Below are 25,905 nucleotides of genomic sequence, written 5' to 3' on the forward strand. Positions count from 1 at the left end.
ATCAGCGACCAACACAAAGGCTGTCCCATGACTGCAATCGTTTCCGTCAAGAACCTGCGCAAAGCCTATGACGGCGGGTTCGAGGCGCTCAAATCTGTCAATCTGGAGATTGAAGAAGGCGAAATCCTTGCCCTGCTCGGCCCCAATGGTGCGGGCAAGACCACGCTGATTTCCACGATCTGCGGTATCACAACGCCGACCTCGGGGACGGTGACGGTGGGCGGGCATGACACCCAGACCGACTATCGCGCCGCACGCGCCATGATCGGGCTGGTCCCGCAAGAAATCAGTCTGGAACCGTTCGAGACGGTCAGGGCCTCTGTCCAGTTTTCGCGCGGCCTGTTCGGCAAACCCCGCGATGACGGCAAGGTGGACGCGATCCTTGCGCAGTTGTCGCTGGACGATAAGCGCGACAAGAAGATCATCACCCTGTCCGGTGGCATGAAACGCCGTGTGCTGATCGCCAAGGCGCTGGCGCATGAACCGCGCGTGCTGTTTCTGGACGAACCCAGCGCGGGCGTTGATGTCGAACTGCGCAAGGACATGTGGGATGTCGTAGCCCGTCTGAAAGCATCGGGCGTCACGATCATCCTGACCACGCATTATATCGAAGAGGCCGAGGCGATTGCCGATCGTGTCGGCATCATCGCCAAGGGTGAAATCCTGCTGATCCAGGGCAAGGCCGAACTGATGGCGCAGATGGGCAAGAAACAGCTGCGCATTGATCTGGTCGCCGCGACACCCGAGATCCCCGAAGCGCTGGCCAAATACGACCTGCACCGCGCACCCGACGGGCAAAGCCTGACCTATACCTATGACACCAAAGGGCCGCGCACCGGCATCACGACCTTGCTGAACGATCTGCAAAACGCCGGTTTGCAGATGAAGGACTTGCAGACGCAGCAAAGCAGTCTTGAAGACATCTTTGTCGGCCTTGTGAAGGAAGACCAATGAACCTGAATGCAGTCAAGACGATCTATGTGCATGAAATGCGGCGGTTCCAGCGCACGATCATGCAGTCGCTGGTGTCGCCCGTGCTGTCCACCTCGCTCTATTTTGTGGTGTTCGGTGCCGCCATCGGCAGCCGGATCGACCAGGTCGAGGGCGTCAGCTATGGCGCCTTCATCGTGCCGGGGCTGATTATGCTGTCGGTGATGACGCAGGCCACATCCAACGCCAGCTTCGGCATCTATTTCCCGAAATTCACCGGCACGATCTATGAACTGCTGTCGGCCCCTGTCAGCTTTCTGGAAATCGTGGCGGGCTATGTGGGCGCGGCCGCGACCAAGGCGCTCTTTATCGGCATCATCATCCTGCTGACGGCGTTTTTCTTCATCGACATCCAGATCGCGCATCCGTTTGCGATGCTGGCGTTGCTCATACTGACCTGCATCAGCTTTTCGCTCTTGGGGTTCATCATCGGCATCTGGGCGGGGAATTTCGAACAATTGCAGTTGATCCCGCTGTTGGTCATCACGCCCTTGGTGTTTCTGGGCGGGTCGTTCTATTCGATCACGATGCTGCCGCCTGTCTGGCAGACGATCACGCTGTTCAATCCGGTAGTTTACCTGATTTCGGGCTTCCGCTGGTCATTCTTTGGCGTCGCGGATGTCAGCATCGGGGTGTCGCTGCTGGCGATCACGGTGTTCACGGCGGCCTGCCTTGGTTTCATCTGGTGGATTTTCCGCACCGGCTGGCGCATCCGGCAGTGACCTTGCGGGGCGCGAGGATCGGTTTAAGTATGTGGGCATGAAATACATTCCCTTCATCAAGTCCGATCCTTTCGTCGCCGTGATCCGCCTGCAAGGCGCGATCAGCAATTCCGGCCGTGGTCTGGACAACCCCGGTCTTGCGCCGGTTATCGAAAAGGCCTTCAGCAAGGGTAAACCCGCCGCTGTCGCCCTTGAAATCAACTGTCCGGGCGGGTCGCCCGTGCAGTCTTCGCTGATCGCGTCGCGCATCCGGCGGTTGGCGGATGAAAAGAAAATCCCCGTTTTCGCCTTTGTCGAGGATGTGGCGGCCTCCGGCGGGTATTGGCTGGCCTGCGCTGCGGATGAAATTTTCATCGACGCATGTTCGATCACCGGGTCCATTGGCGTCATCAGCGCGGGTTTCGGCGCACACGAGGCGATCGACCGCGTGGGCATCGAACGGCGGGTGCATACGGCGGGCAAATCCAAAAGCCTGCTGGACCCGTTCAAGCCGCAGAACCCCGCCGATGTCAAAAAGCTCAAAGGCTGGCTCGAGGACCTGCACGGCACCTTCATCGCCTATGTGAAATCACGGCGCGGGCCAAAACTGTCCGACGATCCCGACCTGTTCACGGGCGAGGTTTATATCGGCCAGAAAGGCATCGACGCAGGGCTGGTGGATGGTATCGGCCACCTCGCCCCCGTGATGCGGGCGCGTTTTGGCGACAAGGTGAAATTCCGCCGCTACGGGCAGCGCAAGCCGCTGCTGGCGCGGTTCGGCGCGCAGATCGTCGATGACGCCATCGCGGGGGTCGAGGAACGGGCGCACTACGCACGGTTCGGCCTATGATCGTCAAATCGGTCCTGTTGTTTCTGGCCTTCATGGCAGTCCTGGGCATCTTCGGCAAATGGCGGTTCCCGGGGCAGGCAAAACTTGCGGCGGCGAAATGCCCCAAATGTCACCGCTACCGGATCGGCAAAGGGCCCTGCGCCTGTGAAAAGGGGCGGCCATGAAGGCACTGGTGACAGGGGCAGGGGCGCGGCTGGGGCAGGCGATGGCGCTTTACCTTGGGCAGCGCGGCTATGATGTGGCTGTGCATTACGCGGGCTCGCTGGCTGGCGCGCAGGATACTGTCGCGCAACTGCGCGCGATGGGGCGGCAGGCCGTGGCGCTGCAAGCCGATCTTTTGGATGAAGACGCAACCGCCGCCTTGGTCGGGCGCGCGCGGGATGCGCTGGGCGGTCCGCTGACTTGTCTGGTCAACAACGCGTCTATCTTTGAATACGACACGATCCACAGCGCCACCAAGACCAGCTGGGACCGGCACATCGGGTCGAACCTGCGCGCGCCTTTCGTGCTGACCCAAGCGTTTGCCGCGCAAGCCCCCAAGGCGCGGACCGACAGCATGGGCGAACCTGTGGCGCAGGCTTTGGTCGTGAACCTGATCGACCAGCGGGTGCAGAAACTGACGCCCGAATTCATGACCTATACCATCGCCAAGATGGGGCTTTGGGCGATGACGCGCACCACGGCGCAGGCGCTGGCCCCCGATGTGCGGGTCAATGCGATCGGGCCGGGGCCGACCTTGCAAGGGTCGCGCCAATCGGCCGACCACTTTGCCCGCCAGCGCGCGGCGACGGTGCTGGAGCGCGGTGCCAACCCTGACGAGATCTGCGCGGCCTTGGGATATTTCCTTGATGCCCCCGGCGTGACAGGGCAAATGCTGGCCGTGGACGGGGGGCAGCATCTGGCGTGGCAGACCCCCGATGTGCTGGGCGTCGAGTGACGGGTTCCGAAAGTTACGCACTGTCAGCGCCAGCCTTCACGAAACTGTCATAATCCCACGCTTTTTCAAAGCGTTAAGACGCAATTAAGAAATATATTGTGGAAAATCAATGGCCTGCGAATACGCCCATTTTTTAGGCAAAGAGACGAAGTGGGCCTGAAACAAAGGAAAAATCCCGATACCCGCAGTTCGTCCACCGACTTATCCACAGAAACGGTGGATGCCTTTCCTCTTGTTCCTGACGCGTTAGCATTGCAGCGCAGGTAGAATCAAAGAACCCGACGCATGACCGACACCGGACCCCAGACAGCCAGCAGCGGATATGACGTGATCCACGGCTATCTGCGCAGCCTCGATTCCTCGCCCGGGGTGTACCGGATGCTGGATGCGGAAAGCCGTGTTCTCTATGTGGGCAAGGCTCGGAACCTCAAGGCGCGGGTCAGCAATTACGCGCGCCCCGGGAACCATTCGCCACGGATCGCGCGGATGATTTCGGAAACCGCGACGATGATGTTCCTGACGACGCGGACCGAAACCGAAGCCTTGCTGCTGGAACAGAACCTGATCAAGCAGCTCAAGCCGCGCTACAATGTGCTGCTGCGCGACGACAAGAGCTTTCCCAATATCCTTGTCACCAAGGATCACGATTTTCCGATGATCCGCAAACACCGCGGCGCGAAAAGCCAGAAGGGGGATTACTACGGCCCCTTCGCCGGTGCCGGTGCCGTCAACCGCACATTGTCGCAGTTGCAGCGCGTGTTTTTGCTGCGCAATTGCTCGGATAGCGATTTCGAGACCCGCACGCGGCCTTGCCTGCAATACCAGATCAAACGCTGTTCCGGCCCCTGCTGCGGGATGATCAGCAAGGATGACTATGCCTTGTCCGTGAAAGAGGCGGAAAATTTCCTGCAAGGCCGCACCAAGGGGATTCAAGAAGCACTCGCCGCGCAGATGCAGGCCGCGAGCGACGACATGCTATTCGAACGCGCCGCGGCGCTCCGCGACCGGATCAAGGCGCTGACGCAGGTGCAATCGGCGCAAGGCATCAACCCCCAGAATACGGCAGAGGCTGACGTGATCGCGCTGCATACCGATGGCGGGCAGGCCTGCGTGCAGGTGTTCTTCATCCGCGCCAACCAGAACTGGGGCAACCACGATTACTATCCCCGCATCAGCGGTGAAGAGGATATGGCCGAGGTGATGGAAGCTTTCGTCGGCCAGTTCTACGCAGGCCGCGAACCGCCACGGATGCTGATCCTGTCGCATGGCTTGGACAATGACGATCTGATGGCGGCCGCACTTGCCGAAAAGGCGGGTCGCAAGGTCGAGATCGTGATCCCCCAGCGCGGCGAAAAGGCGGAACTGGTGCAGAACGCGCTGCGCAATGCCCGCGAGAGCCTTGCGCGCAAGATGTCGGAAACCGCCACGCAGAGCCGGTTGCTCAAAGGGCTGGCCGAGGCGTTCGATCTGCCCAAGGTGCCGCAGCGGATCGAGGTCTATGACAACAGCCATATTCAAGGCGCGCATGCCGTGGGCGCGATGGTCGTGGCGGGACCCGACGGGTTCGACAAGAACCAGTACCGCAAGTTCAACATCCGTGGCGACGACCTGACCCCCGGCGACGATTTCGGCATGATGAAAGAGGTTCTCAAACGCCGCTTTCAGCGCCTGATCAAGGAAGACCCCGAACGGACGCAGGGCACCTGGCCCGACCTGTTGCTGATCGACGGTGGCCAAGGGCAGGTGTCTGCCGTGCGCCAGATTATGGATGACATGGGCGTTAGCGACATCCCGATGGTCGGCGTGGCCAAGGGGCTGGACCGCGACGCAGGCAAAGAGGAATTCCACCGTACCGGCAAACCTGTCATGGCGCTGCGCCACAATGATCCGGTTTTGTATTTCGTGCAGCGCATGCGTGACGAGGTGCACCGTTTCGCCATTGGCACCCATCGCGCCAAACGGTCCAAGGCCATCGGCGCAACCCCGCTTGACGATGTGCCGGGCGTGGGGGCCACGCGCAAACGCGCGCTGCTTGCGCATTTCGGGTCGGCCAAGGCCGTTGCCCGCGCCAATCTGGCTGATCTGAAGGCAGTGGATGGGGTGTCGGCAAATATGGCGCAGGTGATCTACGACTACTTCCACGAGCAAGGGTAAGGACTTTTCTGCCTCCGGCGGGGATATTTGGGCTCGGAAGATGGGGGCGCTGGTGTCTTGGGCAAAGCCGGTTTATTGTGCACCCATCATGCTGTCATTGCCAAATATCCTGACGATCCTGCGTCTCGCCGCTGCCCCCGGTGTCGTGATCATGTTCCTGTATTTCAACCGGCCCGCCGCCGACTGGTTCGCGCTGGTCCTGTTCGTGACCGCGGCGCTGACCGATTTTCTGGACGGGTATCTCGCCCGCAAATGGAAACAGGAAAGCAAGCTGGGCGCGATGCTGGACCCGATCGCCGACAAGGCGATGGTGGTGATCGCGCTTTTGGTCATCACCGGATTTTCCGGCATGGACCCGTGGATCCTGCTGCCTGCGACTTTCATCATGTTTCGCGAAGTTTTCGTGTCGGGCCTGCGCGAGTTTCTTGGGGATACAGCAGGGACGCTGAAGGTCACGCAACTGGCCAAGTGGAAAACCACCGCGCAGATGGTCGCCATCGCCATCCTGTTCGCCAAGGGCGCATTCGAGCATTATGACGGGGTCGAGGCGATGTCGACTTTCGTGACATGGTGGGTGGGGATCGTCGCGCTCTGGATCGCGGGTTTCCTGACTTTGCTGACGGGCTGGGATTACTTTCGCAAGGCGCAGCCCTATCTGCGGGGACCCGTGCCATGAACGTGATGTATTTCGCCTGGGTGCGTGAACGGATCGGCGTGCCGCAGGAGGTTGTGCAGACGCAGGCCGCGACCGTAGCCGATCTGGTGGCGGAACTGGCCGCGCGCGAGGAACGCTATGCCGCGGCCTTTGCCGATACCAGCGCGTTACGCGTCGCGGTCGATCAGGAACTGGCGGATTTCGATGCGCCGCTTGCAGGCGTGCGCGAGGTTGCGTTCTTTCCGCCGATGACGGGCGGCTGATGCAGGTTCGCGTGCAGGAAGCGGCGTTCGACACGGGCGCCGAACTGGCCGGTTTCGCGAAGGACCGTCACGATATCGGCGCTGTCGTCAGTTTCACGGGTGTTGTCCGCGATACATCGGGTGATCTGCGGCACATGCTGATCGAACATTACCCCGGCATGACCGAACGCGCGATTGGCAAGATCCTGGACGAGGCCGTGACGCGCTGGTCGCTGGCCGATGCGCTGGTGATCCACCGTTTCGGCACATTGGCCCCCGGCGCGCCAATCATGATGGTCGCCACCGCCGCCGCCCACCGCGCCGAGGCTTTTGCCGCCGCGGATTTCCTGATGGATTACCTCAAATCCCGCGCGCCGTTCTGGAAGAAGGAAGTCACCCTGTCCGGTGCCGCATGGGTCGCAGCGAAAGACGCCGACGAGGCCGCGCTAGACCGCTGGTGAACGCGCAAGGGCCGCGCAGGCCGCGTGACGCGGGCAGGTTGTGACATGGTTGTTGATCAGCCCCGTCGCCTCCATGAAAGCATAGACGATGGTCGGGCCGCAGAATTTGAACCCCGCTTTTTTGAGGTCCTTCGAGATTTGCACCGACAGCGCCGATTGCGTGGGCATCGCGCGGCGGTCGGGCAAGGTTGTCTGCAAGGGCACGCCGCCCACATAGGCCCAGAGGAAGTCGGCAAAGCCTTGATCGGCCTCGATCCTTTGCCAGGCGCGGGCGTTGGTGATCGTGGCCTCGATCTTGCCGCGGTGGCGGATGATGCCGGAATCGGCCAGCAGGCGGCGCACGTCATCCTCGCCCCAGTCTGCGATGATATCGGGGTCAAAGCCCGCAAAGGCCGCGCGGAAATTGTCGCGTTTCTTCAGGATCGTGATCCACGATAGCCCCGCCTGAAACCCGTCCAGCACCAGCTTTTCCCACAAGGCGCGGCTGTCGTATTCGGGCACGCCCCATTCGGTGTCGTGATAATCGATGTATATCTGTTCGGGTCCGGCCCAGTCGCAGCGTGCCATGTGACTCCCTTAAGGCTTTGTTAGCGGCTGTTGGTGCAAGGTGCCTCTGTCACTATGGATGGGCCCGATGTCGAACGCCACGCTTTCCCGCACGGATATCACCGATTTGCCGGTGGCTGACCCGCTGCTTTATGCCTTGGCCAGCCGTGATGGCGATGTCGTGGCCCTCGTGCGTGACGCGCTGGCGGCGGACAGGGCCAGTCTGGCGTTCCACCAGATCGTCACTGCCGATGCGATCCCGCAGATTGCCTTTTATGAAGGGTTGATCCGTCTGCATGATGACGCGGGCCGCATCATTCCGGCGGCGCATTTCATGGCGCTGGTCGAAGATACGGCCATCGGGCGGGAAATTGATTGCGTCAGCCTTGCGCTGGCGCTGCGGCACCTGCGGCGCAATCCCGGCCTGCGCCTGTCGATCAACTTGTCGGCACGGTCGGTCGCCGACAGCGCATGGCGGCGCATTCTGGACGACGGGTTGCGCGACCGCGCCCGTCTGGGCGACCGGCTGATTTTCGAGATCAGCGAAACATCCGCGATGATGCTGCCCGATGTGATGATCCGCTTCATGGCGGAAATGCAGCCCAAAGGCGTGGCCTTTGCGCTGGATGGTTTCGGCGCGGGGATGACGGCGTTCCGCCATCTCAAGGATTTCTTTTTCGACCTTGTGAAGATCGACAAAAGCTTTGTACGTGGCATCGACCGCGACCCCGACAATCAGGTTCTGGCCGAAGCGCTGATCACCGTCGCCCACCAGTTCGAAATGTTCGCCATCGCCGACGGTGTCGAGACCGAGGAGGAGGCCGCATTCCTGCGCAGCATCGGTGTGGATTGTCTGCAAGGTTATCTTTACGGCGTGCCCCGGTTCACCTTCTGAGGTTGATTGAAATCAAGGCAGGGAAATTGAATTGCCCTCTATGGTTCAACCCAATAGCATGACCCAAACGGGGGGAAGTGGGCTTGCGCATGTCCGGCGTGTGGGTCGCATCCTTTCGGCGGAACAAACCTGAAGGGACCAATCCATGACCAATGTTGTTATCGCATCCGCAGCGCGCACCGCTGTCGGCAGTTTCGGCGGCGCCTTTGCGAACACGCCCGCGCATGATCTGGGCGCGGCAGTTTTGTCAGAGGTCGTGGCGCGTGCTGGCATCGACAAATCCGAGGTGAGCGAGACGATCCTTGGGCAGGTGCTGACCGCCGCACAGGGCCAGAACCCCGCCCGTCAGGCCCATATCAATGCGGGCCTGCCGATCGAGGCTGCGGCATGGAGCATTAATCAGGTCTGCGGGTCGGGCCTGCGCGCCGTGGCGCTGGGTGCGCAGCATATCCAGCTGGGCGATGCCGATATCGTGCTGGCGGGTGGTCAGGAAAATATGACGCTCAGCCCCCATGCCGCCCATCTGCGCGCCGGTCACAAGATGGGCGATGTGTCCTACATCGACACGATGATCCGTGACGGGCTGTGGGACGCGTTTAACAATTACCACATGGGCCAGACGGCCGAAAACGTCGCCAACCAGTGGCAGATCACCCGCGACATGCAGGACGCATTCGCCGTTGCGTCCCAGAACAAGGCCGAAGCCGCGCAAAAGGCCGGTAAATTCGCCGACGAGATCATGGCCTTTACCGTCAAGACCCGCAAAGGCGACATCATCGTCGATCAGGACGAGTATATCCGCCACGGCGCCACAATCGACGCGATGCAGAAACTGCGCCCCGCCTTCACCAAGGACGGGTCGGTCACGGCCGCCAATGCCTCTGGCCTGAACGACGGGGCGGCGGCGACGTTGCTTATGTCCGCCGATAACGCCGAAAAGCGCGGGATCGAACCGCTCGCACGGATCGCGTCCTATGCGACGGCGGGGCTTGACCCGTCGATCATGGGTGTCGGTCCTGTCATGGCCAGCCGCAAGGCCTTGGCCAAGGCGGGCTGGCGCGTCGAGGACCTTGATCTGGTCGAGGCGAACGAAGCTTTTGCCGCACAGGCCTGTGCCGTCAACAAGGACATGGGCTGGGACCCTGCCATCGTGAACGTGAACGGCGGCGCCATCGCCATCGGCCACCCGATCGGCGCATCCGGCGCGCGCATCCTCAACACCCTGCTGTTCGAGATGAAGCGCCGCGGTGCCAAAAAGGGCCTGGCCACGCTCTGCATCGGGGGCGGCATGGGTGTCGCGCTTTGCGTCGAACGGTTCTGACGACAGGGGCGGTCGGCTGACGGCCGCCCATACGACAATAACAAACGGGAGGAGAGACTATGGGACGTGTGGCACTTGTCACGGGAGGATCGCGCGGCATTGGCGCGGCCATTTCAACAGCCTTGAAGGATGCAGGCTATACCGTCGCCGCGACCTATGCGGGCAATGACGAAAAGGCAGCCGCCTTTAGCGCCGAAACCGGCATCAAGACCTATAAATGGGACGTCGGCAATTACGAGGCCTGCGCCGCCGGCATCGCATCGGTCGAGGCGGATATTGGCCCGATCGAGGTGCTTGTCAACAACGCGGGCATCACCCGCGATGCGCCGTTCCACAAGATGACGCCGCAGCAGTGGCAAGAGGTGATCGACACCAACCTTTCGGGCGTGTTCAACATGACCCACCCCGTCTGGCCCGGCATGCGAGAGCGGAAATTCGGCCGGATCATCACGATTTCGTCGATCAACGGCCAGAAAGGCCAGTTCGCGCAGGCCAACTATGCCGCCGCCAAGGCCGGTGACATCGGTTTCACCAAGGCGCTGGCGCAAGAAGGCGCGCGCGCGGGCATCACCGTGAACGTCATCGCCCCCGGCTATATCAACACCGAGATGATGAGCACGATTCCTGAAAAAGTGATGAACGAAGTGATCCTGCCGCAGATTCCCGTTGGACGTCTGGGCGAAGCATCGGAAATCGCGCGCGCGGTGGTGTTTCTGGCCTCTGACGATGCGGGTTTCGTCACGGGGTCCACAATTTCGGCCAACGGCGGTCAGTATATGTGCTGACCCCGTTCAGGGCAGAATAAAGAAAGGCCGCGCCCTGATGGCGCGGCCTTTTGTTTTTGCTGGCAGCCCGTGGGCCGACGTCAGCGGTTATTCAATGTGTTGCAAGGCGGGTGATCTCTTCCTTGATCTGCAACTTTTTCTTCTTGAGTTTCGCCAGCTCAAGATCATCCACGCCGGGCGAGCGTTGCAACACCTCGACATGGTCCGAGAGGGTTTGGTGCTTTTTCTTCAGTTCCTGCAAATGCGAACTCAAGCTCATGATCTTCCTCCTGCTGGTTGAACGTAACGGAATTGCAACACGATTCAGACCCGCTGTCACGCGGCAGTGCAGCAATTCCCCTCTCACCGCAGCTTGGCAGCCAATTCCTGCCAAAAGATTAACGATCCATGGGCAGATCGGCGCCGTTGCGTAAAATTCGGGCGACCTGCGGGGTATAGCTGTCCTTGTCGCCGTCATGCGCCGTGCCTACATGCATCTCCAGCGCGGGCAGCAGACAGAACGGTGCGCGCCCTTCCTGTCTTGCGCGCAGGATGAACAGGCCGGGCGCTCGCGCTGGCCGCCCGGCGATAGGCAAAACCACCACTGATCCCAGCCGCCCTTGCAGGGCTGACAGGACCTCTGGCAGGCGTTCGATCCGCTGGATCATGGTCAGATACCCCTTGGGCGCAAGCCGCCGCGCCCCGATGTCGAGCCAATCCGCCAAGGGCGTGTCGCCCCCGAGCGCCGTATCCCGCCCGGGGTCGCTGGCCGCCGTACCGGTGTCGCGGTCAAAATAGGGCGGGTTCATGATGACATGATCGAATCGCCTCTGGCGCAGATCAGCAGGCAGCGCGCGCAGATCGGCGGTGATCACCTCAAGCGGCAGGTCATTGGCCACCGCATTGCGCCGCGCAAGATCGGCATATGCGGTCTGCACCTCGACCCCCGTCAGCGCCAGCCCCGGCACCCGCCGCCCGAGACACAAGGCCGCAGTCCCGACGCCGCAGCCCAGTTCCAGCACCGACTGGCCCGCGCGTGCGGTAATACTGGCGGCCAGCAGCACCGGATCCACGCCCGCACGATAGCCGTGGCGCGGCTGCAGTATCTGCAAGCGCCCGCCCAGAAAGGCGTCCTGCGTCACATCCTCAGTCACGCCCCAGATCGATCTCGCCATCGCGCATCACGGCTTCGGCCATGAACAGGTCGCGGTCATGCACCATCAGGCGGCGCGGCATGATGCCGATACTGCCTTCCATGATGCTCATATTGTCGTCGAAGGTGAACCAGTCTATACCTTCCGCGTCCAACAGGGCGGTTGCAAAGGCGATGACGGTCACGTCATTGGTGCGTAAAAGCTCTTTCATACCCAAGGATTAAGGCGCTGCTGCTCCCTTGTCCATTCACATGACGGAACCTCGCATGAGCCTTGATCACGCCGCCACCAAACCACACGAACAATTGGCGGCCGCCTTGGCGGATGACCTGACAGCGGTCAACGCGATGATCCGTGAACGCATGGCTTCCGAACATGCGCCGCGCATCCCGCAGGTCACGGCGCATCTCGTCGAGGCGGGCGGCAAACGCCTGCGCCCGATGCTGACCTTGGCTGCGGCGCGGATGTGCGGCTATGACGGACCTTACCATATCCATTTGGCGGCGACGGTTGAATTCATCCACACCGCGACCCTGCTGCATGACGATGTCGTCGATGAAAGCAGCCAGCGGCGCGGGCGGCCCACGGCGAACCTGCTTTGGGACAATACATCCAGCGTGCTGGTCGGCGATTATCTGTTCGCGCGGTCATTCCAGTTGATGGTGGAAACCGGATCACTGCGGGTGCTCGATATCCTTGCCAATGCCTCGGCCACCATCGCCGAAGGCGAGGTGCTGCAACTGACCGCCGCCGCCGATCTGGCCACCACCGAAGAGATTTACATCAAGGTCGTGCGCGGCAAGACCGCCGCCTTGTTTTCAGCCGCGATGGAAGTGGGTGGAGAGATTGCAGGACAGGACGCCGCCATCAAACAGGCGCTGTTCGATTACGGCGATGCCTTGGGCATATCGTTCCAGATCGTCGATGACCTTTTGGATTACGGCGGTACCAAAGCCACCGGCAAGAACATTGGCGACGATTTCCGCGAACGTAAGCTGACCTTGCCGGTGATCCGCGCGGTCGCGGCTGCGGATGCCGACGACCGCGCCTTCTGGACCCGCACGATCCAGAAAGGCCGTCAGGAAGACGGTGATCTGGACCATGCAATCGCGCTGCTACACCGGCACGGCACGCTGGAAAGCACCCGTCAGGATGCGATTCTCTGGGCGGCCAAGGCCAAGGATGCGCTGGGCGTCATCCCTGACCATCCGCTGAAAACCATGCTGGTCGATCTGGCCGATTACGTCGTCGCCCGGATCAGATAGGATCAGTCTACCAACCCTGTGTTATTCTCGACCGCCAACTGGGCCGCGCTGACCAATGCCGCACCGTCATACCCTTTGGCATTCATCTCCGCGATCCAGCGGCTGGTGACGCCAGCGCCAATGGCCATGATTTCTGCGGTCTCCTCTACCGAAAGTTCGGCGATCGTGTTGCCGCTGGCCGCCATCACGTCGCGCCCGACAGCATCGCCCGTGTCATGCGCGCGCCCGGCCCAGCGGCTGGCCATCAGGCCGGAATTGGCGTCGATCACCGCGCGCAGATCGTCTGGCAAGGCGTCATAGGTGGCCTTGTTCATCGCCCAGAGGAAATAGAGGTTATAAAGCGACCGGTCGCCAGCCACATCGGTATGGCTGTCGGTCAGTTCATCCAGCTTCAGCGACGGGGCCTGTTCCCACGGGATCACGCCGCCATCGACCACACCGCGCGCAATCGCCTCGGGGAACTGCGGGACGGGCATGCCGATAGGCTCCGCGCCTAGTTCTTCCAGCAACAAGGTCGCGGTGCGCGACGGGCCCCGCAGTTTCAGCCCTGCGAAATCTTCCATCGTGGTGGGCGCGTCCCCGCGTTTGTGCAGGATGCCGGGGCCGTGCATGTGGACTGCGATGATATGCACATCGGCGAAATCATCGAGCAGGTAATCCTGTGTGAAGTCCCACGCTGCCGCACTCGCCTCTTCCGCCGATTTGGTGGTCATGAAGGGCAGTTCCAGCGCTTCGGCCTCGGGAAATCGGTTGGGCTGATAGCCGGGGATCACCCAGCCGCCATCAATCGCGCCGTCGCGGATCAGGTCGTATTGGTTGGTGGCCGATCCGCCCAATTGCATGAACGGATAGATTTCGACCTTGATCCGCCCGCCGGATTGCTCCTCGATCGCGTCGGCCCAAGGCTGCATGAAATAGGTCGGGTTGGCACTCGCGGGCGAGACAAAGTGCTGGAACCGCAACGTCACCTCTTGGGCAACGGCGGGTGTCGTCAGCGCCAGCATAGCCAGCATGGCATAGGGGGGCAGGTGCATCGCGTGCATCCTTTCATGGTGATTGGGGGAAAGGTGCCGCCGCTAGCAACGCGATAAAGATAACGATGCGACCCCCGATTTCAAGGTCACACCGCGAAAAGCGGAAAGGTCATGCCCAAGGCCCAGCCCAGAAACACGCCAAGGCCCACGCCTGCCGCCATGGGCCGCTGCGCAGCCCGCCCGATCCAGCCGCCCAAAGTGCCGAACAGCACAAAGAACAGCAGGATGATCGGCATTATCAACAGCAGAAAGAACAGGCTTTCCATGTCCAGTGCCGTGGCAATGCCCAGCGAGACCAGCGCATTGGTGCGCACCACCAGCACCCGCCACAACGGCGCGCGGCCTGCTTCGGTCAGATAGGCATCGGCCAGCATGAACGGCACCGCCCCCGCCGCGATGGCAAGGATGATCCAGATGCGGGCATCGACGGCGAAAAAGGACGCCACATAGATATCCAGCATGCCCCCGAAGATACCGATGCAGAACACCGCGATGGGCAGCGCCAGCAGCAAGCCTGTCGCATCCCAACGCAAGGCCCCCGCGCGGGCAAGGAACAACAACCCGATCAGCCCGAACAGCGCGAAATGCAGCGCAAGGTAGTCGGCAACCAGCACAGGCAGGAAACCGACCTCGAATGGATACAGGATCAGCGGCGTCAGGATCGTCGGCACCAAGGTCGCAGCCCAGAACACACCGCGTGGCAGCCGCACAGGCGGTGTGGCCGCGCGCAAAGGCCGCGCAAGGCGCGCCAAAGGCCATGCGAGCGCCGTCACACTGACGATCAGCAGCGCGATCCAGCCGCCGCGCGCGGCGACGGACGTGTCGTTCGGGCGGTCGAACACCGCGTTCAGCCAGTCGCGTGTCTCGACCATGCTGGTCGGGGAATAGAGCACGCCGACATGCTCCACCGACGGGGCCAGCACCGCGCGTCGCCCTGTGCCCGCCGCAGGATCGCCCAAGGTCTGCGCGACTGTCGCGTCAGGGTCGGTCAGGCGCAGCACACGCAACGCCTCGGCCGCAAGCGCCGTTTCCCATGCGCCGTTGATGACCAGCAGGTTGGCAGGCGCTTCGGCCGTCACTTCGGTTGAAAACATCGACACAGCTACGGTCGCATCCACACGCGGATCGGCAATCGCCTGCCGGACGATGATGTCGGAGGCCATCGAATGCCCCAGCAGCGCCAGTTGCCCGTTCGCGCCACGCAGGCCCAGGCTTGCGTCGATCACGCGGCCCAATTCCTCGACCAAGAGCCGCGTCGTGCCGTCGACGGACGTCACATCGCCCGACATCGGCACCGGATTGCGCCCGTGTCCTTCGAGATCATAGCTTGCGACGATATAGCCTGCCTGCGCCAGCGTTTGCGCGAAACCGATCATCAACTGGCGCGATCCGGCAAAGCCATGGGCGATCACGACAACAGGGGCGTCGGCCACATCGGGCCGCGATACCACCGTGACGGGGGTTTCGCCCACGGCAAGGTCGGATATGACCAGCCCCGCCCCCGCCTGTTCGAGTCGAAATATCGACAGGCCCGCAAGGGCCAGTGCCACGATCAGGACAAGCGAAGGCCAGAACCGGTGCCCCATCAATCAGACGGGATAGGTCGGGTGGAACAGCCCCTTGGGCGAGAGGGTGAAAATCTGGCAACCGTCTGCGGTGATCCCGACCGAATGTTCAAACTGCGCCGACAGTGATTTGTCACAGGTCACGGCGGTCCAGTCATCGGCCAGCACCTTGGTATCGGCGCGACCGAGATTGATCATCGGCTCGATGGTAAAGAACATGCCTTCTTGCAGCACAGCCCCCGTGCCCGCGCGCCCGTAATGCAGCACATTGGGCGGCGCGTGGAATACACGGCCCAGCCCGTGCCCGCAGAAATCGCGCACGACGGACATGCGGTGGCTTTCCGCATAGGTCTGGATCGCATGACCGATATCGCCAAAGGTATTTCCGGGCTTTGCCGCGGCAATCCCTTTCATCAGCGCATCATGTGTCACGTCGATCAGGCGTTCGGCCTTGCGCGACAGTTTGCCCGCGACATACATCCGGCTGGTATCGCCATACCAGCCATCGACGATCACAGTCACATCGATGTTCAGGATATCACCGTCGCGCAGCAGCTTGGTGCCGGGGATACCGTGGCAGACGACGTGATTGACCGAAATGCAGCTGGCGTGCTGATAGCCCTTGTAGCCGATCGTGGCCGAGACAGCCCCCGCATCGCTGACCATCTGGGTAATCATGCGGTCAAGCTCTCCGGTGGTCTGGCCGGGTACGACATGGGCCGCGATCTCGTCCAGAATAGTGGCCGCCAGCGCGCCTGCCTTTGCCATGCCGTCGAAATCGGCGGGTTCGTAAATCCGGATGCCGTCTTTGGTCAGGCGGCCTTTGTTGGTGTCCACGTCGCGTATCCTTTGCCCTATAAGCGTCGATATATTGCAAGTCTCGCAAAAGTTCTAGGGCTGCGAAGGGCATGGCAAAGCGCGTGGCGCGATCTATAAGGTCCGTGACATAAAAAGGAGAGCCAGATGCCCAACCCCACCGCCGCAATGCTGGTCATCGGCGACGAAATCCTGTCGGGCCGCACGCGCGACGCCAATATGCACCATCTGGCGGGGCGGTTGACCGAGGCGGGCATTGACCTGCGCGAGGTCCGCATCGTCAGCGACGACGCCCCTGCGATCATCGCCGCCGTGCAGGCGCTGTCGGCGGGGTTCGACCATGTGTTCACCAGCGGAGGCATTGGGCCGACCCATGACGACATCACCGCCGATTGCATCGCGGCTGCCTTTGGCGACACGATCGACGTACGCGCCGATGCGCGCGCGCTGTTGCAGGCGCATTACGACCGGTCGGGGCAGGAATTGAACGCCGCGCGTCTGCGCATGGCGCGGATTCCCGCCAGTGCCACACTGATCGACAACCCCGTAAGCACGGCACCGGGGTTCAGCATCGGCAATGTGCATGTCATGGCGGGCGTGCCGTCGGTCTTTCAGGCGATGGTCGCAAGCGTTCTGCCGACCCTGTCAGGCGGCGCGCCGCTTTCGTCCCGCACGCTCGAGGTGATGCGGGGCGAGGGCGATATCGCGGGGCCTTTGGCTATTTTTGCGGCGGACCACCCCGACCTGTCCGTCGGGTCCTATCCGTTCCAGCGCAACGGCATTTACGGCGCGAATCTTGTGATCCGTGGGGCCGATTCAGCGCAGGTCGAGGCCGCCTTCGCGCGTCTGCAAGACCTGTTTGCCGGATGACCCTGCCATCCGCGCAGCGGTGCTATCAGGTGATCGAAGGCACGTGGCCGCCCGCGGCGCGGCGCAGCGTTGGCCCTTGGACAGTCCGGCTGGACGCCAGCAACAGCAGCCGGGTCTGTTCGGCCACGGCAGAAGGGCCGTGGACGGCTGACGAAATCACACTGGCCGCCTCCACCATGCGCGCGGCAGGCCAAAGGCCGCTGTTCATGATCCGCGAGGGCGAGGAGGCGCTGGATGACGCGCTGGCGCAGCGCGGCTATCTGGTCAAGGACCCCGTCAATATCCATGCCGTCGCGCTGGACCGCATCGCGATCCAGCGCCCGCCCGCTGTGACCACCTTCGAGGTCTGGCCACCGCTTTCGGCACAGGCCGAGATTTGGGCCGCAGGCGGGATCAGCGCAGGCAGGCTTGCCATCATGGACCGTGCGCCGATGCCAAAAACCACGATCCTCGGGCGCACAAGGGACCGGCCTGCAGGCACCTTGTTTGCGGGCATCCACGGTGATTGCGCCATGGTCCATGCGGTTGAAATTGCGACGGCGTTTCGCCGCCAAGGGTTGGCGCGGCACATGATGGTTGCGAGCGCATTCTGGGCGCAGGGGCAGGGCGCGCGCTGGCTGACGCTGGTCGCGACACGGGCGAATACCGCCGCCAATGCGCTCTATGCTTCCCTCGGGATGGAGGTTGTGGGACAGTACCATTATCGCATCATGCCGGAGGACAGCCTTGACCGACCAACCGACCGCCCTTGATTTGCCGATGGTCGATCCGCTGCCGGAAGCGACACAGAAATACTTTGACATCTGTCAGGAAAAGCTGGGGTTCGTGCCCAATGTCCTGCGCGCCTATGCTTTCGACATCGACAAACTCGATGCGTTTTCGGGGCTTTACAACGATCTGATGCTGGCCCCCTCCGGCCTGACCAAGCTGGAACGCGAGATGATCGCGGTGGCGGTGTCGTCTGCCAACAAATGTTATTATTGCCTGACCGCGCATGGGGCTGCGGTCCGGCAGCTGTCAGGCGATCCGGCCTTGGGCGAAATGCTGGTGATGAACTGGCGGGTGGCCCCGCTCGATGCGCGCCAGACAGCGATGCTGCTGTTTGCCGAAACCATGACGCTGGCCAGCGGGACAATCACCGAAAAGGACCGCGATGCGCTGCGGCAGGTCGGGTTTTCGGACCGCGACATCTGGGATATCGCGGCCGTCGCGGGGTTTTTCAACATGACCAACCGGATCGCATCGGCAACCGACATGCGCCCGAACGACGCTTATCACGCGCAGGCCCGATGATCAGACTGGCCTGTCTTTTGGTGGCGTTTTCGATGGCGGGGGCGCAAGCGCAGGTGCTGGATTTTCCGGCCGATGCCGCCCTGCAGACCGAAGAGCAAAGCCCGCTGGACAGCTATGCCCTGCCCGTCGGGATCTGGCAGGACGGAGCAGTGCCGACCACGCTGATTGAAGGCGAAATGACGCGGCAGGCCTGGCGGATCGACACGGTGTCACTGACCAGTTTGCAATTGCTGCGCCCTTTGCGCGAACAATTGCGCGACGCGCGGTTCCGCATCCTGTTCGAATGCCAGACAGAGGCCTGCGGCGGGTTCGATTTCCGCTTTGATATGGACACGCTGCCGCCGCCCGAGATGCAAATCAACCTTGGTGATTTCAGATTCCTGACCGCTGAACGCACCACTGCGGAAGGGCTCGAATACGTGACCCTCTTTGTCAGCCGCATGGCGGATGCCGGCTTTGTGCAGGTCACACGCGTCGTGCCGAACCAGCCTGAACCCGAACCGCTTGCCAGTGCGTCCGCCCCTGTCACCGGGCAGGTCGCGGCGCCCGAGGGGATTGCGGTGCAACTGGACAGTGTCGGGCGCGCTATCCTGCCTGATCTGGATTTTGTGACGGGGTCGGCGCAGTTGGACGACAGGGCCTATCCCGCCTTGGCAGAGGTCGCCGCCTATCTGGAGGCGAACCCCGACAGAGTGGTCGCACTGGTCGGCCACACGGATTCGGCTGGCGCGCTGGACACCAATATCGCGCTGTCGCAGCGCCGCGCGCGGTCTGTGTTGGAACGTCTTGTCACGGTGCACAGTGTCCCGCGACGTCAGCTTGCCGCCGAAGGCATGGGCTATCTGGCCCCGGTCGCGACCAACCTGACCGAAGCCGGGCGCGACGCCAACCGCCGCGTCGAAGTGATCGTGACATCAACGCAGTAGCGCGATCAGACAGCGATCGGCATCCGTGGCGTGCCCAACTCCGGTCCTGCGAAGATCACGCGCGCGCGCCCTTCGGATTTGGCTTGATAGAGCGCCTTGTCGGCAAGGCTGAACAACTGTTCGAGCGGTCTGTCGGGTGACGTGACGACGGCACCGATCGACAGGGTCACGGTCAGATGCGCGGGGCCTGCGCGGAATGGGATCGGTTTGATCAGCCGTTCTGCGATCACGCGCGCCTGGTCCGGCGTTGAATTGGCCAGCAGGATGGCAAATTCCTCGCCCCCGATGCGACCGCTGACATCTTCCTCGCGCAGGTTGCGTTTGAGCATATAGGCAATCGCTTTCAGGCAGGTGTCGCCTGCCTGATGGCCGTAGGTATCGTTGATCTGCTTGAAATTGTCCGCGTCGAGCATCAGCAGGATGTCTGATTTGTAGTCCTTGTGCCGCTTGCTGGCCAGGTCCAGAAAGGTGCGCCGGTTGTTCAGGCCTGTCAGCCAGTCCTTGCGCGACAACAGCGACAAATGGCGCTGCAAGCGGACCTGATAAAGCATCACGACAAAGAAGAACCACAAGAGCGGACCGCCTACAAAGGCCGATTTCGCGATCTGGTAGAGAACGGGTTTCCCCGGCAGCAACGGGCCGATCAATGTTGCAAAAAGGATATTGGCCAGCGAAATGACTGCCACGAAGAACAGCACCCGCACAACGACACCCCGCCTGCTACGGGGCTCGAGTAGCCGCATCAATTGTTCCATAAGCGCCTCTGTGAACTTGCGAGGCAGGCTAGTCGGAAAGTGTTAATGCTTTATTGATAGGGACGCCACCAAAGCCGTCATTACCATGCATTCGGCCCTTTGTCGGCAAAGGTCCGCGACAGGAAATCGACGAAAGCGCGGACTTTGGGCTGTGTAAAATGCCCCTGCGGATAGACCGCGAAAATCCCTTGGGTTTCCACCGGAAGATCGGGGATCGCTTCTTCCACCAGTCCTTTGCGCATGGCGTCGGCATAGAGGAAGCTGGGCAGATAGGCGATGCCAAGCCCGCCGATACAGGCGTTCAGCAGCGATTGCCCATCGTTCACCGTCAGCCAGCCTGCCGTGCGGACCTGCCGTTTTTCGCCCGACGGCGCAGTCAGCTTCCAGACCGCAGAATTGGCCTGGTTCGAATAATGCAACAACTTGTGGTCATTCAGATCGTCGATCTTTTCAGGGCGGCCGTATTGCGCGAAATAGCCGGGGCTTGCGATCATGCGCCGTGTCGTTTCGGTCAGCTTGTGGGCGCGCAGGGTGCTGTCTTCAAGTTCACCGATCCGCACAGCCATGTCGAAGCCTTCCGAGATCAGTTCGACATAGCGGTTGTTCAGCACCATGTTGACGGTGATGTCGGGATATTCGCCCAGAAAATCCCCCAGCACCGGCGACAGGTGGTTCACGCCGAAATCGGTCGCCACGCTGATCCGCAACAACCCCGACGGTGCCGTCTGCATGGAGGTGACCAGCGCATCCGCCTCGCCCGCGTCGTTCAGCACGCGGCGCGCGCGGTCGTAATAGGCCAGCCCGATTTCGGTGGGACTGACGCGGCGGGTGGTGCGGTTCAAAAGCCGCGCACCCAACCGTGCCTCGAGCGCCGAGACATGTTTGGACACGGCCGATTTGGAAATACCCATTTTTTTCGCCGCATCGGTAAAGCCACCTTGGTCAACCACGGTTGCGAAGGCTTCCATTTCCGTGAGGCGATCCATATTCGACTTCCAACTTAGTTGTGTAGCTAGGATCGTTTTGCCCATCAATTCAGGCAGGAATAGGACAAATGCCTGACAATATGGGGGAAGGAAGCTGCTTTGATGCCGATACGGAAACAGAAACGCCGAAAATCCCTTGTGGCAAAGGGTTTCGGTCGGCGCTGCGTTCCGCTGTTCCGCTACGTCAGAGCGTCGCGGCCAGCCGTGTCCCCTGATCGATTGCGCGCTTTGCGTCGAGTTCCGCCGCCACATCCGCCCCGCCGATCACATGCACAGAACGCCCTGCTGCGATCAATTGATCGGCAAGGCTGCGTTCGGGCAACTGGCCTGCGCACAGCACGATCGTATCTGCGGCAATGACTTTGGGGTCGCTGTGGTCGGCACCGTGGCTGATATGCAGCCCATCTGCGTCAATCCGGTCGTAATTCACGCCGCCGATCATCTGCACGTTCTTCATCTGAAGCCCTGCGCGGTGAATCCAGCCTGTCGTCTTGCCCAGCCGTTTGCCCAGCTTTTCGGCCTTGCGCTGCAATAGCGTGACTTGCCGCACGGGTGCATCGGGCTGCGGCCCCTCTATACGCAGACCGCCGCGCACCTCGGCGGGATCGCCCACGCCCCATTCCTGCAACCAGTCTGGCAGATGGTCCGTCGGGCTGTGGTCGGTCACAAGAAACTCTGCCACATCGAACCCGATCCCGCCCGCCCCGATGATCGCGACCTTTTCGCCGACCTGCACGTTACCGCGCAGCACGTCGATATAGGACACGACATTGGGGCCGTCCTGCCCCGGAATGCCCGGATCGCGCGGCAGCACGCCTGTCGCGATGATGATCTCGTCGAAACCGGCCAAATCGTCCGGAGTCGCGACCTTGCCCAGCGCCAGCGTGATGCCCGCCTTGGCGACCATCGTGTCGTAATAATTGACAAGGCCCCAGAATTCCTCTTTGCCCGGCACCTGTTTGGCAAGGTTCAGTTGCCCGCCGATCCGGTCGGATTTGTCGAACAGCGTGACATCATGCCCGCGCTCGGCCGCAGTCAGGGCGGCGGACAGGCCCGCAGGGCCAGCACCGATGACGGCGATCGTCTTGCGCGTTGTGGCGGGTGCGAGCGTCAATTCGGTTTCGTGGCAGGCACGCGGATTGACCAGACAGGACGACAGTTTGCCGCTGAAAGTGTGATCAAGGCAGGCCTGATTGCAGGCGATGCAGGGGGCTATTTCGGCGGCTTTGCCTTCCATGGCCTTCGCCACGAAATCGGGATCGGCAAGGAAAGGCCGCGCCATACTGACCATATCGGCGCAGCCTTCGGCCAGCACCTGTTCGGCCACATCGGGCGTATTGATCCGGTTCGATGTGATGATCGGGATCGACACCTCGCCCATCAGCTTGCGCGTGACCCATGCAAAGGCGCGGCGCGGCACGGATGTGGCGATGGTGGGAATTCGCGCCTCGTGCCAGCCGATGCCGGTGTTGAGGATGGTCGCCCCTGCCGCCTCCATCGCTTTGGCAAGCTGAACGACCTCTTCCCAAGTCGACCCGTTCGGGATCAGGTCGATCATCGACAGCCGGTAGATCACGATGAAATCAGGGCCGACGGCGGCGCGCACGCGGCGCATGATCTCGACCGGCAGGCGCATCCGGTTCTCGTAGGACCCGCCCCAGCGGTCGGTGCGTTTGTTGGTGTGGGTCACCAGAAACTGGTTGATGAAATAGCCTTCCGATCCCATCACCTCGACCCCGTCATAACCGGCCTCGCGGGCGCGGGTGGCGGCGGTGACAATATCGCTGATCTGTTTTTCGATCCCGTCCTCGTCCAGCTCCTGCGGCGCGAAAGGCGAGATGGGTGACTTGATCGCAGACGGTGCCACGCATTTGGGGCCGTAGGCATAACGGCCCGCATGCAGGATCTGCATCGCGATCTTGCCGCCTGCGTCATGGACGCGGGTTGTGACGATGCGGTGGTTGGCGATGTCCTTGTCGGAATAAAGCCCCGCTGCACCGGGAAAAACGCCGCCTTCAGGGTTGGGTGCCATGCCGCCGGTGACCATCAATGCGACACCGCCACGCGCGCGGGTGGCATAGAATTCGGCCACGCGGTTCCAGTCGCCGGTTTCTTCCAGCCCCGTGTGCATCGACCCCATCAGCACGCGGTTCTTGAGCGTGGTGAACCCCAGATCAAGCGGTGCAAGAAGATGCGGATAATGCGACATGGCGGGCCTCCCTCAATGGGCGAAGAATGGCCAAAGCCGCGGGTCGCGTCACGCCCAACGTGGCGTCACATCGGGTTTGCTGCGCGCCGCCAGCAGGGCCGCGCGCAGCTTGGTCCGTTTATGGCAGCAGAACCGCGTCGATCACATGGATCACGCCGTTCGAGGCAATGATATCGGCGGTCGTCACGTTCGCACCTTCGACGGTCACGCCATCACGGCCATCGATATGGACATTGGCACCGTTCACGGTCGCCACGCTCAGCCGTTGACCGGCCAGCTGGTCGGATGTCACGGCACCGGGGACGACGTGATAGGTCAGGATCGCGGTCAGTTGATCGCGGTTTTCGGGCAGCAGCAGGTTTTCGACCGTGCCAGCGGGCAGGGCGGCAAAGGCGGCATCGGTGGGTGCAAAGACAGTGAACGGGCCTTCGCCTTTCAGCGTATCGACCAGACCGGCCGCCGTCACGGCGGCGACCAAGGTGGTGAAATTGCCGTTGGATGCGGCGATATCGACGATGTCGGGCTCACCGTCCATCATCGGGGTACAGGCGGCGACAGCAGCCATGGCTGTTGCGAAAAAGGCGGATTTCAGTGCGAAACGACGGTTCATGTCGTGCTCCTCTCAAGTTGGTTAACATCTTTGTTACGCGCCGAGAGCAGCTACGGTTCCCGTTCTGACGAAGAGTTGACATCGCGACACATTGTCATCCAGTCCGGATCATTGAACGTACCGCTAGGGTTTGCCCGCATGGTGCTGTTGGCGAAATGCCGCCTTCAGCAGGTCAAGTTCGCAGCGCAGCAGGTCGATTTCGGCGCGGATGTCTTCGGCCAGCGCCTCGCCTGAGAGGATGGCAAGGCTGCCGATGGTGGTGCCGTCAGTGCTGCGGATCACGATGGTTTGTAGCCCTTCGTTCAGGATCGCGGATGGGACGGGCAGGCTGCAAAGCCAGCGGTCAGGCGCATCACCCGGGGCGCAGCGCAGGTCGGGCAAGGGCTGTCCTTCATGGGTTGCGGTCAGGTCGGGTCTTGCCGTGCTTGTAACGCCGAATTCCCAGATACCTGCGCGCAGATGCGATCCTGTCAGAACCGGATGAGACATGAAGCGCCCTTTCAAAGCTGTGCGCGCGGGTAGCGGCAGATGGTCAGATCGCGCAAGGTGACGCGGTTCATGGCAGGATTGTCGAACATCAGGTCGATCCACATGCGCTCTGCGCGCTGTTCGTTCAGTTGCGTATAGGCCAGATCGAAGGCGACGGTCGATTGCGCCCCGTTCTGTGGAAGGGTCAGCAATATCTGTTCGGTATTCGGACCATGGCGCAGGTTCAGCCGCGCGAAAATCGTGATGGGCTGTTCTGTTTCGACCGTGGCCGTCAATGCGATGACATGGTGTTTGCGCAGTCCGGCGCAGCTTTCTGCGGGCAGATCAACAACCACAGACAGATAGTTTCCATCAAAATGGAAAACCTCCAGTCTCAAACCAAACGGGGAAAGGTCAAAATCGCGTAGGTTTCGGATTTGCCTTACGGCAATCTCGGACCGCGGACAGTCGTGATAGATGCCGATCTCGCGTCCGATCTTGGTCTTGTCATGCACGGGCGCACGTCCGGGTCGATCCAGACGCAGCCGCCAGGCCGCAGGTCGCCACGCCCAATCCGTCCCGGCAGGACGAGCAAAAAAATCAGACCCGATCTGGGGCAGGGCGAGCCTGTCATCGGCTTGCTGGCACAGGTCCTGCAAGACTGATTTCAGCTGGCGTGCCTGATAGCGTTGCGCGCGCAGCGCGATCAGATCGGTCTTGCTGGCGCGTCGGGCTGCCGCGCGCCAGCGTGCCAGCGCCCCTTTGTGAAACAGCCGGCCCAGCAAACCCTGTGGTGTGATCGGCATCGCTTCGCGGTCCTTTCCGGCGCGCCCGTCTAAGGTGTGGCGTCTGCCACGGTCGCGCTAGCGGACAAACCACGCAACATCTGATCGAGCAGGGCGCTACCTCGTCCGGCCGACAGCGGCGCGTCATCCAGCCCGCGTACAGAGACCGTGACCAGCCTGCCATTCACATCGGTAAAGGCACGCCATTCGTCGGGGCCAAGCCCGTCCATCGGGGGCTCGCCCGTATCGCGGAAATGGACGACAACGCGCCCGCCGAACGCCTGCGAGGAAACGACCGACACCGTCTCGCCGCTGCCTCCCTTGCTGAGCAAACCCGCCCCTTGCGGGCTGATCAGGAAATCGCGCAGGCCGGTTTCCGCGCCTGCGACCATCGCCGACCCTGCGTCGCCCGCTTGCACTGTGGCAACGCCAAGCACCTGTGGCACGGGTGCGTCGGTGCCCAGCGTCACGCAGGGCGCGAAGACCGCGAAACCGGCGCGCAAACGGCTTGATACGGGATCAGCGCAGTAGCCCGCCGGAGGCGTGGCCACCAGATCGCCACCCAACAGCGCCACCGGCTGGGCAACCCCGACGGGATCGCAAGCGGCAAGCGCCGCGATCCCGAACAGGGCCAGTGCGCGCCTGATCATGCC

At 62.0% G+C, this 25,905-nt stretch carries 30 protein-coding genes; 16 read left to right on the forward strand and 14 right to left on the reverse strand.

Annotated elements, in window-relative coordinates; all coding sequences use genetic code 11:
- Positions 1-27: 27 nt before the first annotated feature.
- From VCK47_RS13090 to VCK47_RS13125, 8 genes are all read left to right on the forward strand, one after another.
- Positions 28-954, forward strand: a complete 927-nt coding sequence (locus VCK47_RS13090) for an ABC transporter ATP-binding protein (protein ID WP_322890434.1) — start codon at positions 28-30, stop codon at positions 952-954.
- Positions 951-1,712 (forward strand): ABC transporter permease, encoded by a 762-nt coding sequence (locus VCK47_RS13095; RefSeq protein WP_322890433.1) that lies wholly within the window; start codon positions 951-953, stop codon positions 1,710-1,712. The genes VCK47_RS13090 and VCK47_RS13095 overlap by 4 nt, the downstream gene beginning before the upstream one ends.
- 37 nt (positions 1,713-1,749) lie before the next feature.
- A complete protein-coding gene (locus tag VCK47_RS13100; RefSeq protein ID WP_322890432.1) occupies positions 1,750-2,541 on the forward strand; it encodes a S49 family peptidase in 792 nt (263 codons plus the stop codon).
- A gap of 160 nt (positions 2,542-2,701) precedes the next feature.
- Complete coding sequence (locus VCK47_RS13105; RefSeq protein ID WP_322890431.1) at positions 2,702-3,478, forward strand: SDR family oxidoreductase; 777 nt, start codon at positions 2,702-2,704, stop codon at positions 3,476-3,478.
- Positions 3,479-3,763: 285 nt separating this feature from the next.
- A complete protein-coding gene (gene uvrC, locus VCK47_RS13110) occupies positions 3,764-5,632 on the forward strand; it encodes an excinuclease ABC subunit UvrC (protein ID WP_322890430.1) in 1,869 nt (622 codons plus the stop codon).
- Between the two features lie 88 nt (positions 5,633-5,720).
- Positions 5,721-6,308 carry a CDP-diacylglycerol--glycerol-3-phosphate 3-phosphatidyltransferase gene (gene pgsA, locus VCK47_RS13115; protein WP_322890429.1) on the forward strand — a complete coding sequence of 196 codons (588 nt, stop codon included), beginning with the start codon at positions 5,721-5,723 and terminating at the stop codon, positions 6,306-6,308.
- Positions 6,305-6,550, forward strand: coding sequence for a molybdopterin converting factor subunit 1 (gene moaD, locus VCK47_RS13120; RefSeq protein WP_322890428.1), 246 nt, complete (start codon positions 6,305-6,307; stop codon positions 6,548-6,550). The genes pgsA and moaD overlap by 4 nt, the downstream gene beginning before the upstream one ends.
- Positions 6,550-6,990, forward strand: a complete 441-nt coding sequence (locus VCK47_RS13125; RefSeq protein ID WP_322890427.1) for a molybdenum cofactor biosynthesis protein MoaE — start codon at positions 6,550-6,552, stop codon at positions 6,988-6,990. Before moaD ends, VCK47_RS13125 begins: the two co-directional genes overlap by 1 nt.
- On the opposite strand, the gene VCK47_RS13130 is transcribed toward VCK47_RS13125, so the two are convergent.
- Complete coding sequence (locus tag VCK47_RS13130; RefSeq protein WP_322890426.1) at positions 6,976-7,557, reverse strand: DNA-3-methyladenine glycosylase I; 582 nt, start codon at positions 7,555-7,557, stop codon at positions 6,976-6,978. The genes VCK47_RS13125 and VCK47_RS13130 overlap by 15 nt on opposite strands.
- Positions 7,558-7,624: 67 nt before the next feature.
- On the opposite strand from VCK47_RS13130, the gene VCK47_RS13135 reads away from it, so the two are divergent.
- The 3 genes from VCK47_RS13135 (at position 7,625) to phbB (ending at position 10,537) form a co-directional block, all read left to right on the forward strand.
- On the forward strand, positions 7,625-8,431 hold the full coding sequence (locus VCK47_RS13135; RefSeq protein WP_322890425.1) for an EAL domain-containing protein: 807 nt from the start codon (positions 7,625-7,627) through the stop codon (positions 8,429-8,431).
- Positions 8,432-8,576: 145 nt separating this feature from the next.
- Positions 8,577-9,752, forward strand: a complete 1,176-nt coding sequence (locus VCK47_RS13140) for an acetyl-CoA C-acetyltransferase (protein ID WP_322890424.1) — start codon at positions 8,577-8,579, stop codon at positions 9,750-9,752.
- A gap of 59 nt (positions 9,753-9,811) precedes the next feature.
- The gene (phbB, locus tag VCK47_RS13145; protein ID WP_322890423.1) at positions 9,812-10,537 is read left to right on the forward strand and encodes an acetoacetyl-CoA reductase; all 726 of its coding nucleotides are present in this window, start codon (positions 9,812-9,814) and stop codon (positions 10,535-10,537) included.
- Between the two features lie 91 nt (positions 10,538-10,628).
- On the opposite strand, the gene VCK47_RS13150 is transcribed toward phbB, so the two are convergent.
- The 3 genes from VCK47_RS13150 to VCK47_RS13160 form a co-directional block, all read right to left on the reverse strand.
- On the reverse strand, positions 10,629-10,796 hold the full coding sequence (locus VCK47_RS13150; RefSeq protein WP_322890422.1) for a DUF465 domain-containing protein: 168 nt from the start codon (positions 10,794-10,796) through the stop codon (positions 10,629-10,631).
- Between the two features lie 118 nt (positions 10,797-10,914).
- Positions 10,915-11,691 (reverse strand): tRNA1(Val) (adenine(37)-N6)-methyltransferase, encoded by a 777-nt coding sequence (locus tag VCK47_RS13155; protein ID WP_322890421.1) that lies wholly within the window; start codon positions 11,689-11,691, stop codon positions 10,915-10,917.
- Positions 11,663-11,881, reverse strand: coding sequence for a DUF2007 domain-containing protein (locus VCK47_RS13160; RefSeq protein ID WP_019953444.1), 219 nt, complete (start codon positions 11,879-11,881; stop codon positions 11,663-11,665). Before VCK47_RS13160 ends, VCK47_RS13155 begins: the two co-directional genes overlap by 29 nt.
- A gap of 55 nt (positions 11,882-11,936) precedes the next feature.
- On the opposite strand from VCK47_RS13160, the gene VCK47_RS13165 reads away from it, so the two are divergent.
- The gene (locus VCK47_RS13165; protein WP_322890420.1) at positions 11,937-12,935 is read left to right on the forward strand and encodes a polyprenyl synthetase family protein; all 999 of its coding nucleotides are present in this window, start codon (positions 11,937-11,939) and stop codon (positions 12,933-12,935) included.
- Positions 12,936-12,937: 2 nt separating this feature from the next.
- On the opposite strand, the gene VCK47_RS13170 is transcribed toward VCK47_RS13165, so the two are convergent.
- The 3 genes from VCK47_RS13170 to map all read right to left on the reverse strand — a co-directional run bounded on the left by VCK47_RS13170 (position 12,938) and on the right by map (position 16,371).
- A complete protein-coding gene (locus VCK47_RS13170) occupies positions 12,938-13,969 on the reverse strand; it encodes a TRAP transporter substrate-binding protein (RefSeq protein ID WP_416236676.1) in 1,032 nt (343 codons plus the stop codon).
- A gap of 86 nt (positions 13,970-14,055) precedes the next feature.
- Complete coding sequence (locus VCK47_RS13175) at positions 14,056-15,555, reverse strand: alpha/beta fold hydrolase (RefSeq protein WP_322890418.1); 1,500 nt, start codon at positions 15,553-15,555, stop codon at positions 14,056-14,058.
- Between the two features lie 3 nt (positions 15,556-15,558).
- Positions 15,559-16,371: a type I methionyl aminopeptidase gene (map, locus tag VCK47_RS13180; RefSeq protein ID WP_322890417.1), complete on the reverse strand. Its 813-nt coding sequence runs from the start codon at positions 16,369-16,371 to the stop codon at positions 15,559-15,561.
- A gap of 126 nt (positions 16,372-16,497) precedes the next feature.
- Between map and VCK47_RS13185 the strand changes: the two genes are divergently transcribed.
- From VCK47_RS13185 to VCK47_RS13200, 4 genes are read left to right on the forward strand one after another with little or no spacing between them, the layout of a single operon-like run.
- Positions 16,498-17,220: a competence/damage-inducible protein A gene (locus VCK47_RS13185; RefSeq protein ID WP_322890416.1), complete on the forward strand. Its 723-nt coding sequence runs from the start codon at positions 16,498-16,500 to the stop codon at positions 17,218-17,220.
- Positions 17,217-17,972, forward strand: coding sequence for a GNAT family N-acetyltransferase (locus VCK47_RS13190; RefSeq protein WP_322890415.1), 756 nt, complete (start codon positions 17,217-17,219; stop codon positions 17,970-17,972). The genes VCK47_RS13185 and VCK47_RS13190 overlap by 4 nt, the downstream gene beginning before the upstream one ends.
- Positions 17,947-18,513: a peroxidase-related enzyme gene (locus tag VCK47_RS13195; protein WP_322890414.1), complete on the forward strand. Its 567-nt coding sequence runs from the start codon at positions 17,947-17,949 to the stop codon at positions 18,511-18,513. Before VCK47_RS13190 ends, VCK47_RS13195 begins: the two co-directional genes overlap by 26 nt.
- A complete protein-coding gene (locus tag VCK47_RS13200; RefSeq protein WP_322890413.1) occupies positions 18,510-19,439 on the forward strand; it encodes an OmpA family protein in 930 nt (309 codons plus the stop codon). Before VCK47_RS13195 ends, VCK47_RS13200 begins: the two co-directional genes overlap by 4 nt.
- A 5-nt stretch (positions 19,440-19,444) precedes the next feature.
- Here VCK47_RS13200 and VCK47_RS13205 read toward each other — a convergent pair whose 3' ends face one another.
- The 7 genes from VCK47_RS13205 to VCK47_RS13235 all read right to left on the reverse strand — a co-directional run bounded on the left by VCK47_RS13205 (position 19,445) and on the right by VCK47_RS13235 (position 25,902).
- Positions 19,445-20,182 carry a GGDEF domain-containing protein gene (locus VCK47_RS13205; protein WP_322890412.1) on the reverse strand — a complete coding sequence of 246 codons (738 nt, stop codon included), beginning with the start codon at positions 20,180-20,182 and terminating at the stop codon, positions 19,445-19,447.
- Positions 20,183-20,274: 92 nt separating this feature from the next.
- The gene (locus tag VCK47_RS13210) at positions 20,275-21,180 is read right to left on the reverse strand and encodes a LysR family transcriptional regulator (protein ID WP_322890411.1); all 906 of its coding nucleotides are present in this window, start codon (positions 21,178-21,180) and stop codon (positions 20,275-20,277) included.
- A gap of 184 nt (positions 21,181-21,364) precedes the next feature.
- A complete protein-coding gene (locus tag VCK47_RS13215) occupies positions 21,365-23,389 on the reverse strand; it encodes an NADPH-dependent 2,4-dienoyl-CoA reductase (protein WP_322890410.1) in 2,025 nt (674 codons plus the stop codon).
- 118 nt (positions 23,390-23,507) lie between these two features.
- Positions 23,508-23,999, reverse strand: coding sequence for a fasciclin domain-containing protein (locus VCK47_RS13220; RefSeq protein ID WP_322890409.1), 492 nt, complete (start codon positions 23,997-23,999; stop codon positions 23,508-23,510).
- 123 nt (positions 24,000-24,122) lie between these two features.
- Positions 24,123-24,488 (reverse strand): hypothetical protein, encoded by a 366-nt coding sequence (locus VCK47_RS13225; protein ID WP_322890408.1) that lies wholly within the window; start codon positions 24,486-24,488, stop codon positions 24,123-24,125.
- A gap of 11 nt (positions 24,489-24,499) precedes the next feature.
- Positions 24,500-25,273, reverse strand: coding sequence for a DUF6478 family protein (locus tag VCK47_RS13230; protein WP_322890407.1), 774 nt, complete (start codon positions 25,271-25,273; stop codon positions 24,500-24,502).
- A 29-nt stretch (positions 25,274-25,302) separates the two neighbouring features.
- Positions 25,303-25,902 carry a dihydroxy-acid dehydratase gene (locus VCK47_RS13235; RefSeq protein ID WP_322890406.1) on the reverse strand — a complete coding sequence of 200 codons (600 nt, stop codon included), beginning with the start codon at positions 25,900-25,902 and terminating at the stop codon, positions 25,303-25,305.
- Positions 25,903-25,905 lie beyond the last annotated feature (3 nt).

Origin of the sequence: Yoonia sp. 72 (assembly GCF_034652275.1) — a bacterium.
Lineage (GTDB): Bacteria > Pseudomonadota > Alphaproteobacteria > Rhodobacterales > Rhodobacteraceae > Yoonia.

Bases quoted from the DNA above. Each gene is read 5' to 3' on its own strand.
- VCK47_RS13135 (WP_322890425.1), top strand. From the start codon at position 7,625: ATGTCGAACGCCACGCTTTCCCGCACGGATATCACCGATTTGCCGGTG.
- VCK47_RS13160 (WP_019953444.1), bottom strand. From the start codon at position 11,881: ATGAAAGAGCTTTTACGCACCAATGACGTGACCGTCATCGCCTTTGCA.
- VCK47_RS13175 (WP_322890418.1), bottom strand. From the start codon at position 15,555: ATGGGGCACCGGTTCTGGCCTTCGCTTGTCCTGATCGTGGCACTGGCC.
- VCK47_RS13170 (WP_416236676.1), bottom strand. From the start codon at position 13,969: ATGCACCTGCCCCCCTATGCCATGCTGGCTATGCTGGCGCTGACGACA.
- uvrC (WP_322890430.1), top strand. From the start codon at position 3,764: ATGACCGACACCGGACCCCAGACAGCCAGCAGCGGATATGACGTGATC.
- VCK47_RS13150 (WP_322890422.1), bottom strand. From the start codon at position 10,796: ATGAGCTTGAGTTCGCATTTGCAGGAACTGAAGAAAAAGCACCAAACC.
- VCK47_RS13215 (WP_322890410.1), bottom strand. From the start codon at position 23,389: ATGTCGCATTATCCGCATCTTCTTGCACCGCTTGATCTGGGGTTCACC.
- moaD (WP_322890428.1), top strand. From the start codon at position 6,305: ATGAACGTGATGTATTTCGCCTGGGTGCGTGAACGGATCGGCGTGCCG.
- VCK47_RS13230 (WP_322890407.1), bottom strand. From the start codon at position 25,273: ATGCCGATCACACCACAGGGTTTGCTGGGCCGGCTGTTTCACAAAGGG.
- phbB (WP_322890423.1), top strand. From the start codon at position 9,812: ATGGGACGTGTGGCACTTGTCACGGGAGGATCGCGCGGCATTGGCGCG.
- VCK47_RS13155 (WP_322890421.1), bottom strand. From the start codon at position 11,691: ATGGCGAGATCGATCTGGGGCGTGACTGAGGATGTGACGCAGGACGCC.
- VCK47_RS13105 (WP_322890431.1), top strand. From the start codon at position 2,702: ATGAAGGCACTGGTGACAGGGGCAGGGGCGCGGCTGGGGCAGGCGATG.
- VCK47_RS13100 (WP_322890432.1), top strand. From the start codon at position 1,750: ATGAAATACATTCCCTTCATCAAGTCCGATCCTTTCGTCGCCGTGATC.
- VCK47_RS13190 (WP_322890415.1), top strand. From the start codon at position 17,217: ATGACCCTGCCATCCGCGCAGCGGTGCTATCAGGTGATCGAAGGCACG.
- VCK47_RS13225 (WP_322890408.1), bottom strand. From the start codon at position 24,488: ATGTCTCATCCGGTTCTGACAGGATCGCATCTGCGCGCAGGTATCTGG.
- VCK47_RS13235 (WP_322890406.1), bottom strand. From the start codon at position 25,902: ATGATCAGGCGCGCACTGGCCCTGTTCGGGATCGCGGCGCTTGCCGCT.
- VCK47_RS13130 (WP_322890426.1), bottom strand. From the start codon at position 7,557: ATGGCACGCTGCGACTGGGCCGGACCCGAACAGATATACATCGATTAT.
- VCK47_RS13090 (WP_322890434.1), top strand. From the start codon at position 28: ATGACTGCAATCGTTTCCGTCAAGAACCTGCGCAAAGCCTATGACGGC.
- VCK47_RS13205 (WP_322890412.1), bottom strand. From the start codon at position 20,182: ATGCGGCTACTCGAGCCCCGTAGCAGGCGGGGTGTCGTTGTGCGGGTG.
- VCK47_RS13165 (WP_322890420.1), top strand. From the start codon at position 11,937: ATGAGCCTTGATCACGCCGCCACCAAACCACACGAACAATTGGCGGCC.
- VCK47_RS13125 (WP_322890427.1), top strand. From the start codon at position 6,550: ATGCAGGTTCGCGTGCAGGAAGCGGCGTTCGACACGGGCGCCGAACTG.
- VCK47_RS13200 (WP_322890413.1), top strand. From the start codon at position 18,510: ATGATCAGACTGGCCTGTCTTTTGGTGGCGTTTTCGATGGCGGGGGCG.
- VCK47_RS13095 (WP_322890433.1), top strand. From the start codon at position 951: ATGAACCTGAATGCAGTCAAGACGATCTATGTGCATGAAATGCGGCGG.
- pgsA (WP_322890429.1), top strand. From the start codon at position 5,721: ATGCTGTCATTGCCAAATATCCTGACGATCCTGCGTCTCGCCGCTGCC.
- VCK47_RS13140 (WP_322890424.1), top strand. From the start codon at position 8,577: ATGACCAATGTTGTTATCGCATCCGCAGCGCGCACCGCTGTCGGCAGT.
- VCK47_RS13185 (WP_322890416.1), top strand. From the start codon at position 16,498: ATGCCCAACCCCACCGCCGCAATGCTGGTCATCGGCGACGAAATCCTG.
- VCK47_RS13210 (WP_322890411.1), bottom strand. From the start codon at position 21,180: ATGGATCGCCTCACGGAAATGGAAGCCTTCGCAACCGTGGTTGACCAA.
- VCK47_RS13220 (WP_322890409.1), bottom strand. From the start codon at position 23,999: ATGAACCGTCGTTTCGCACTGAAATCCGCCTTTTTCGCAACAGCCATG.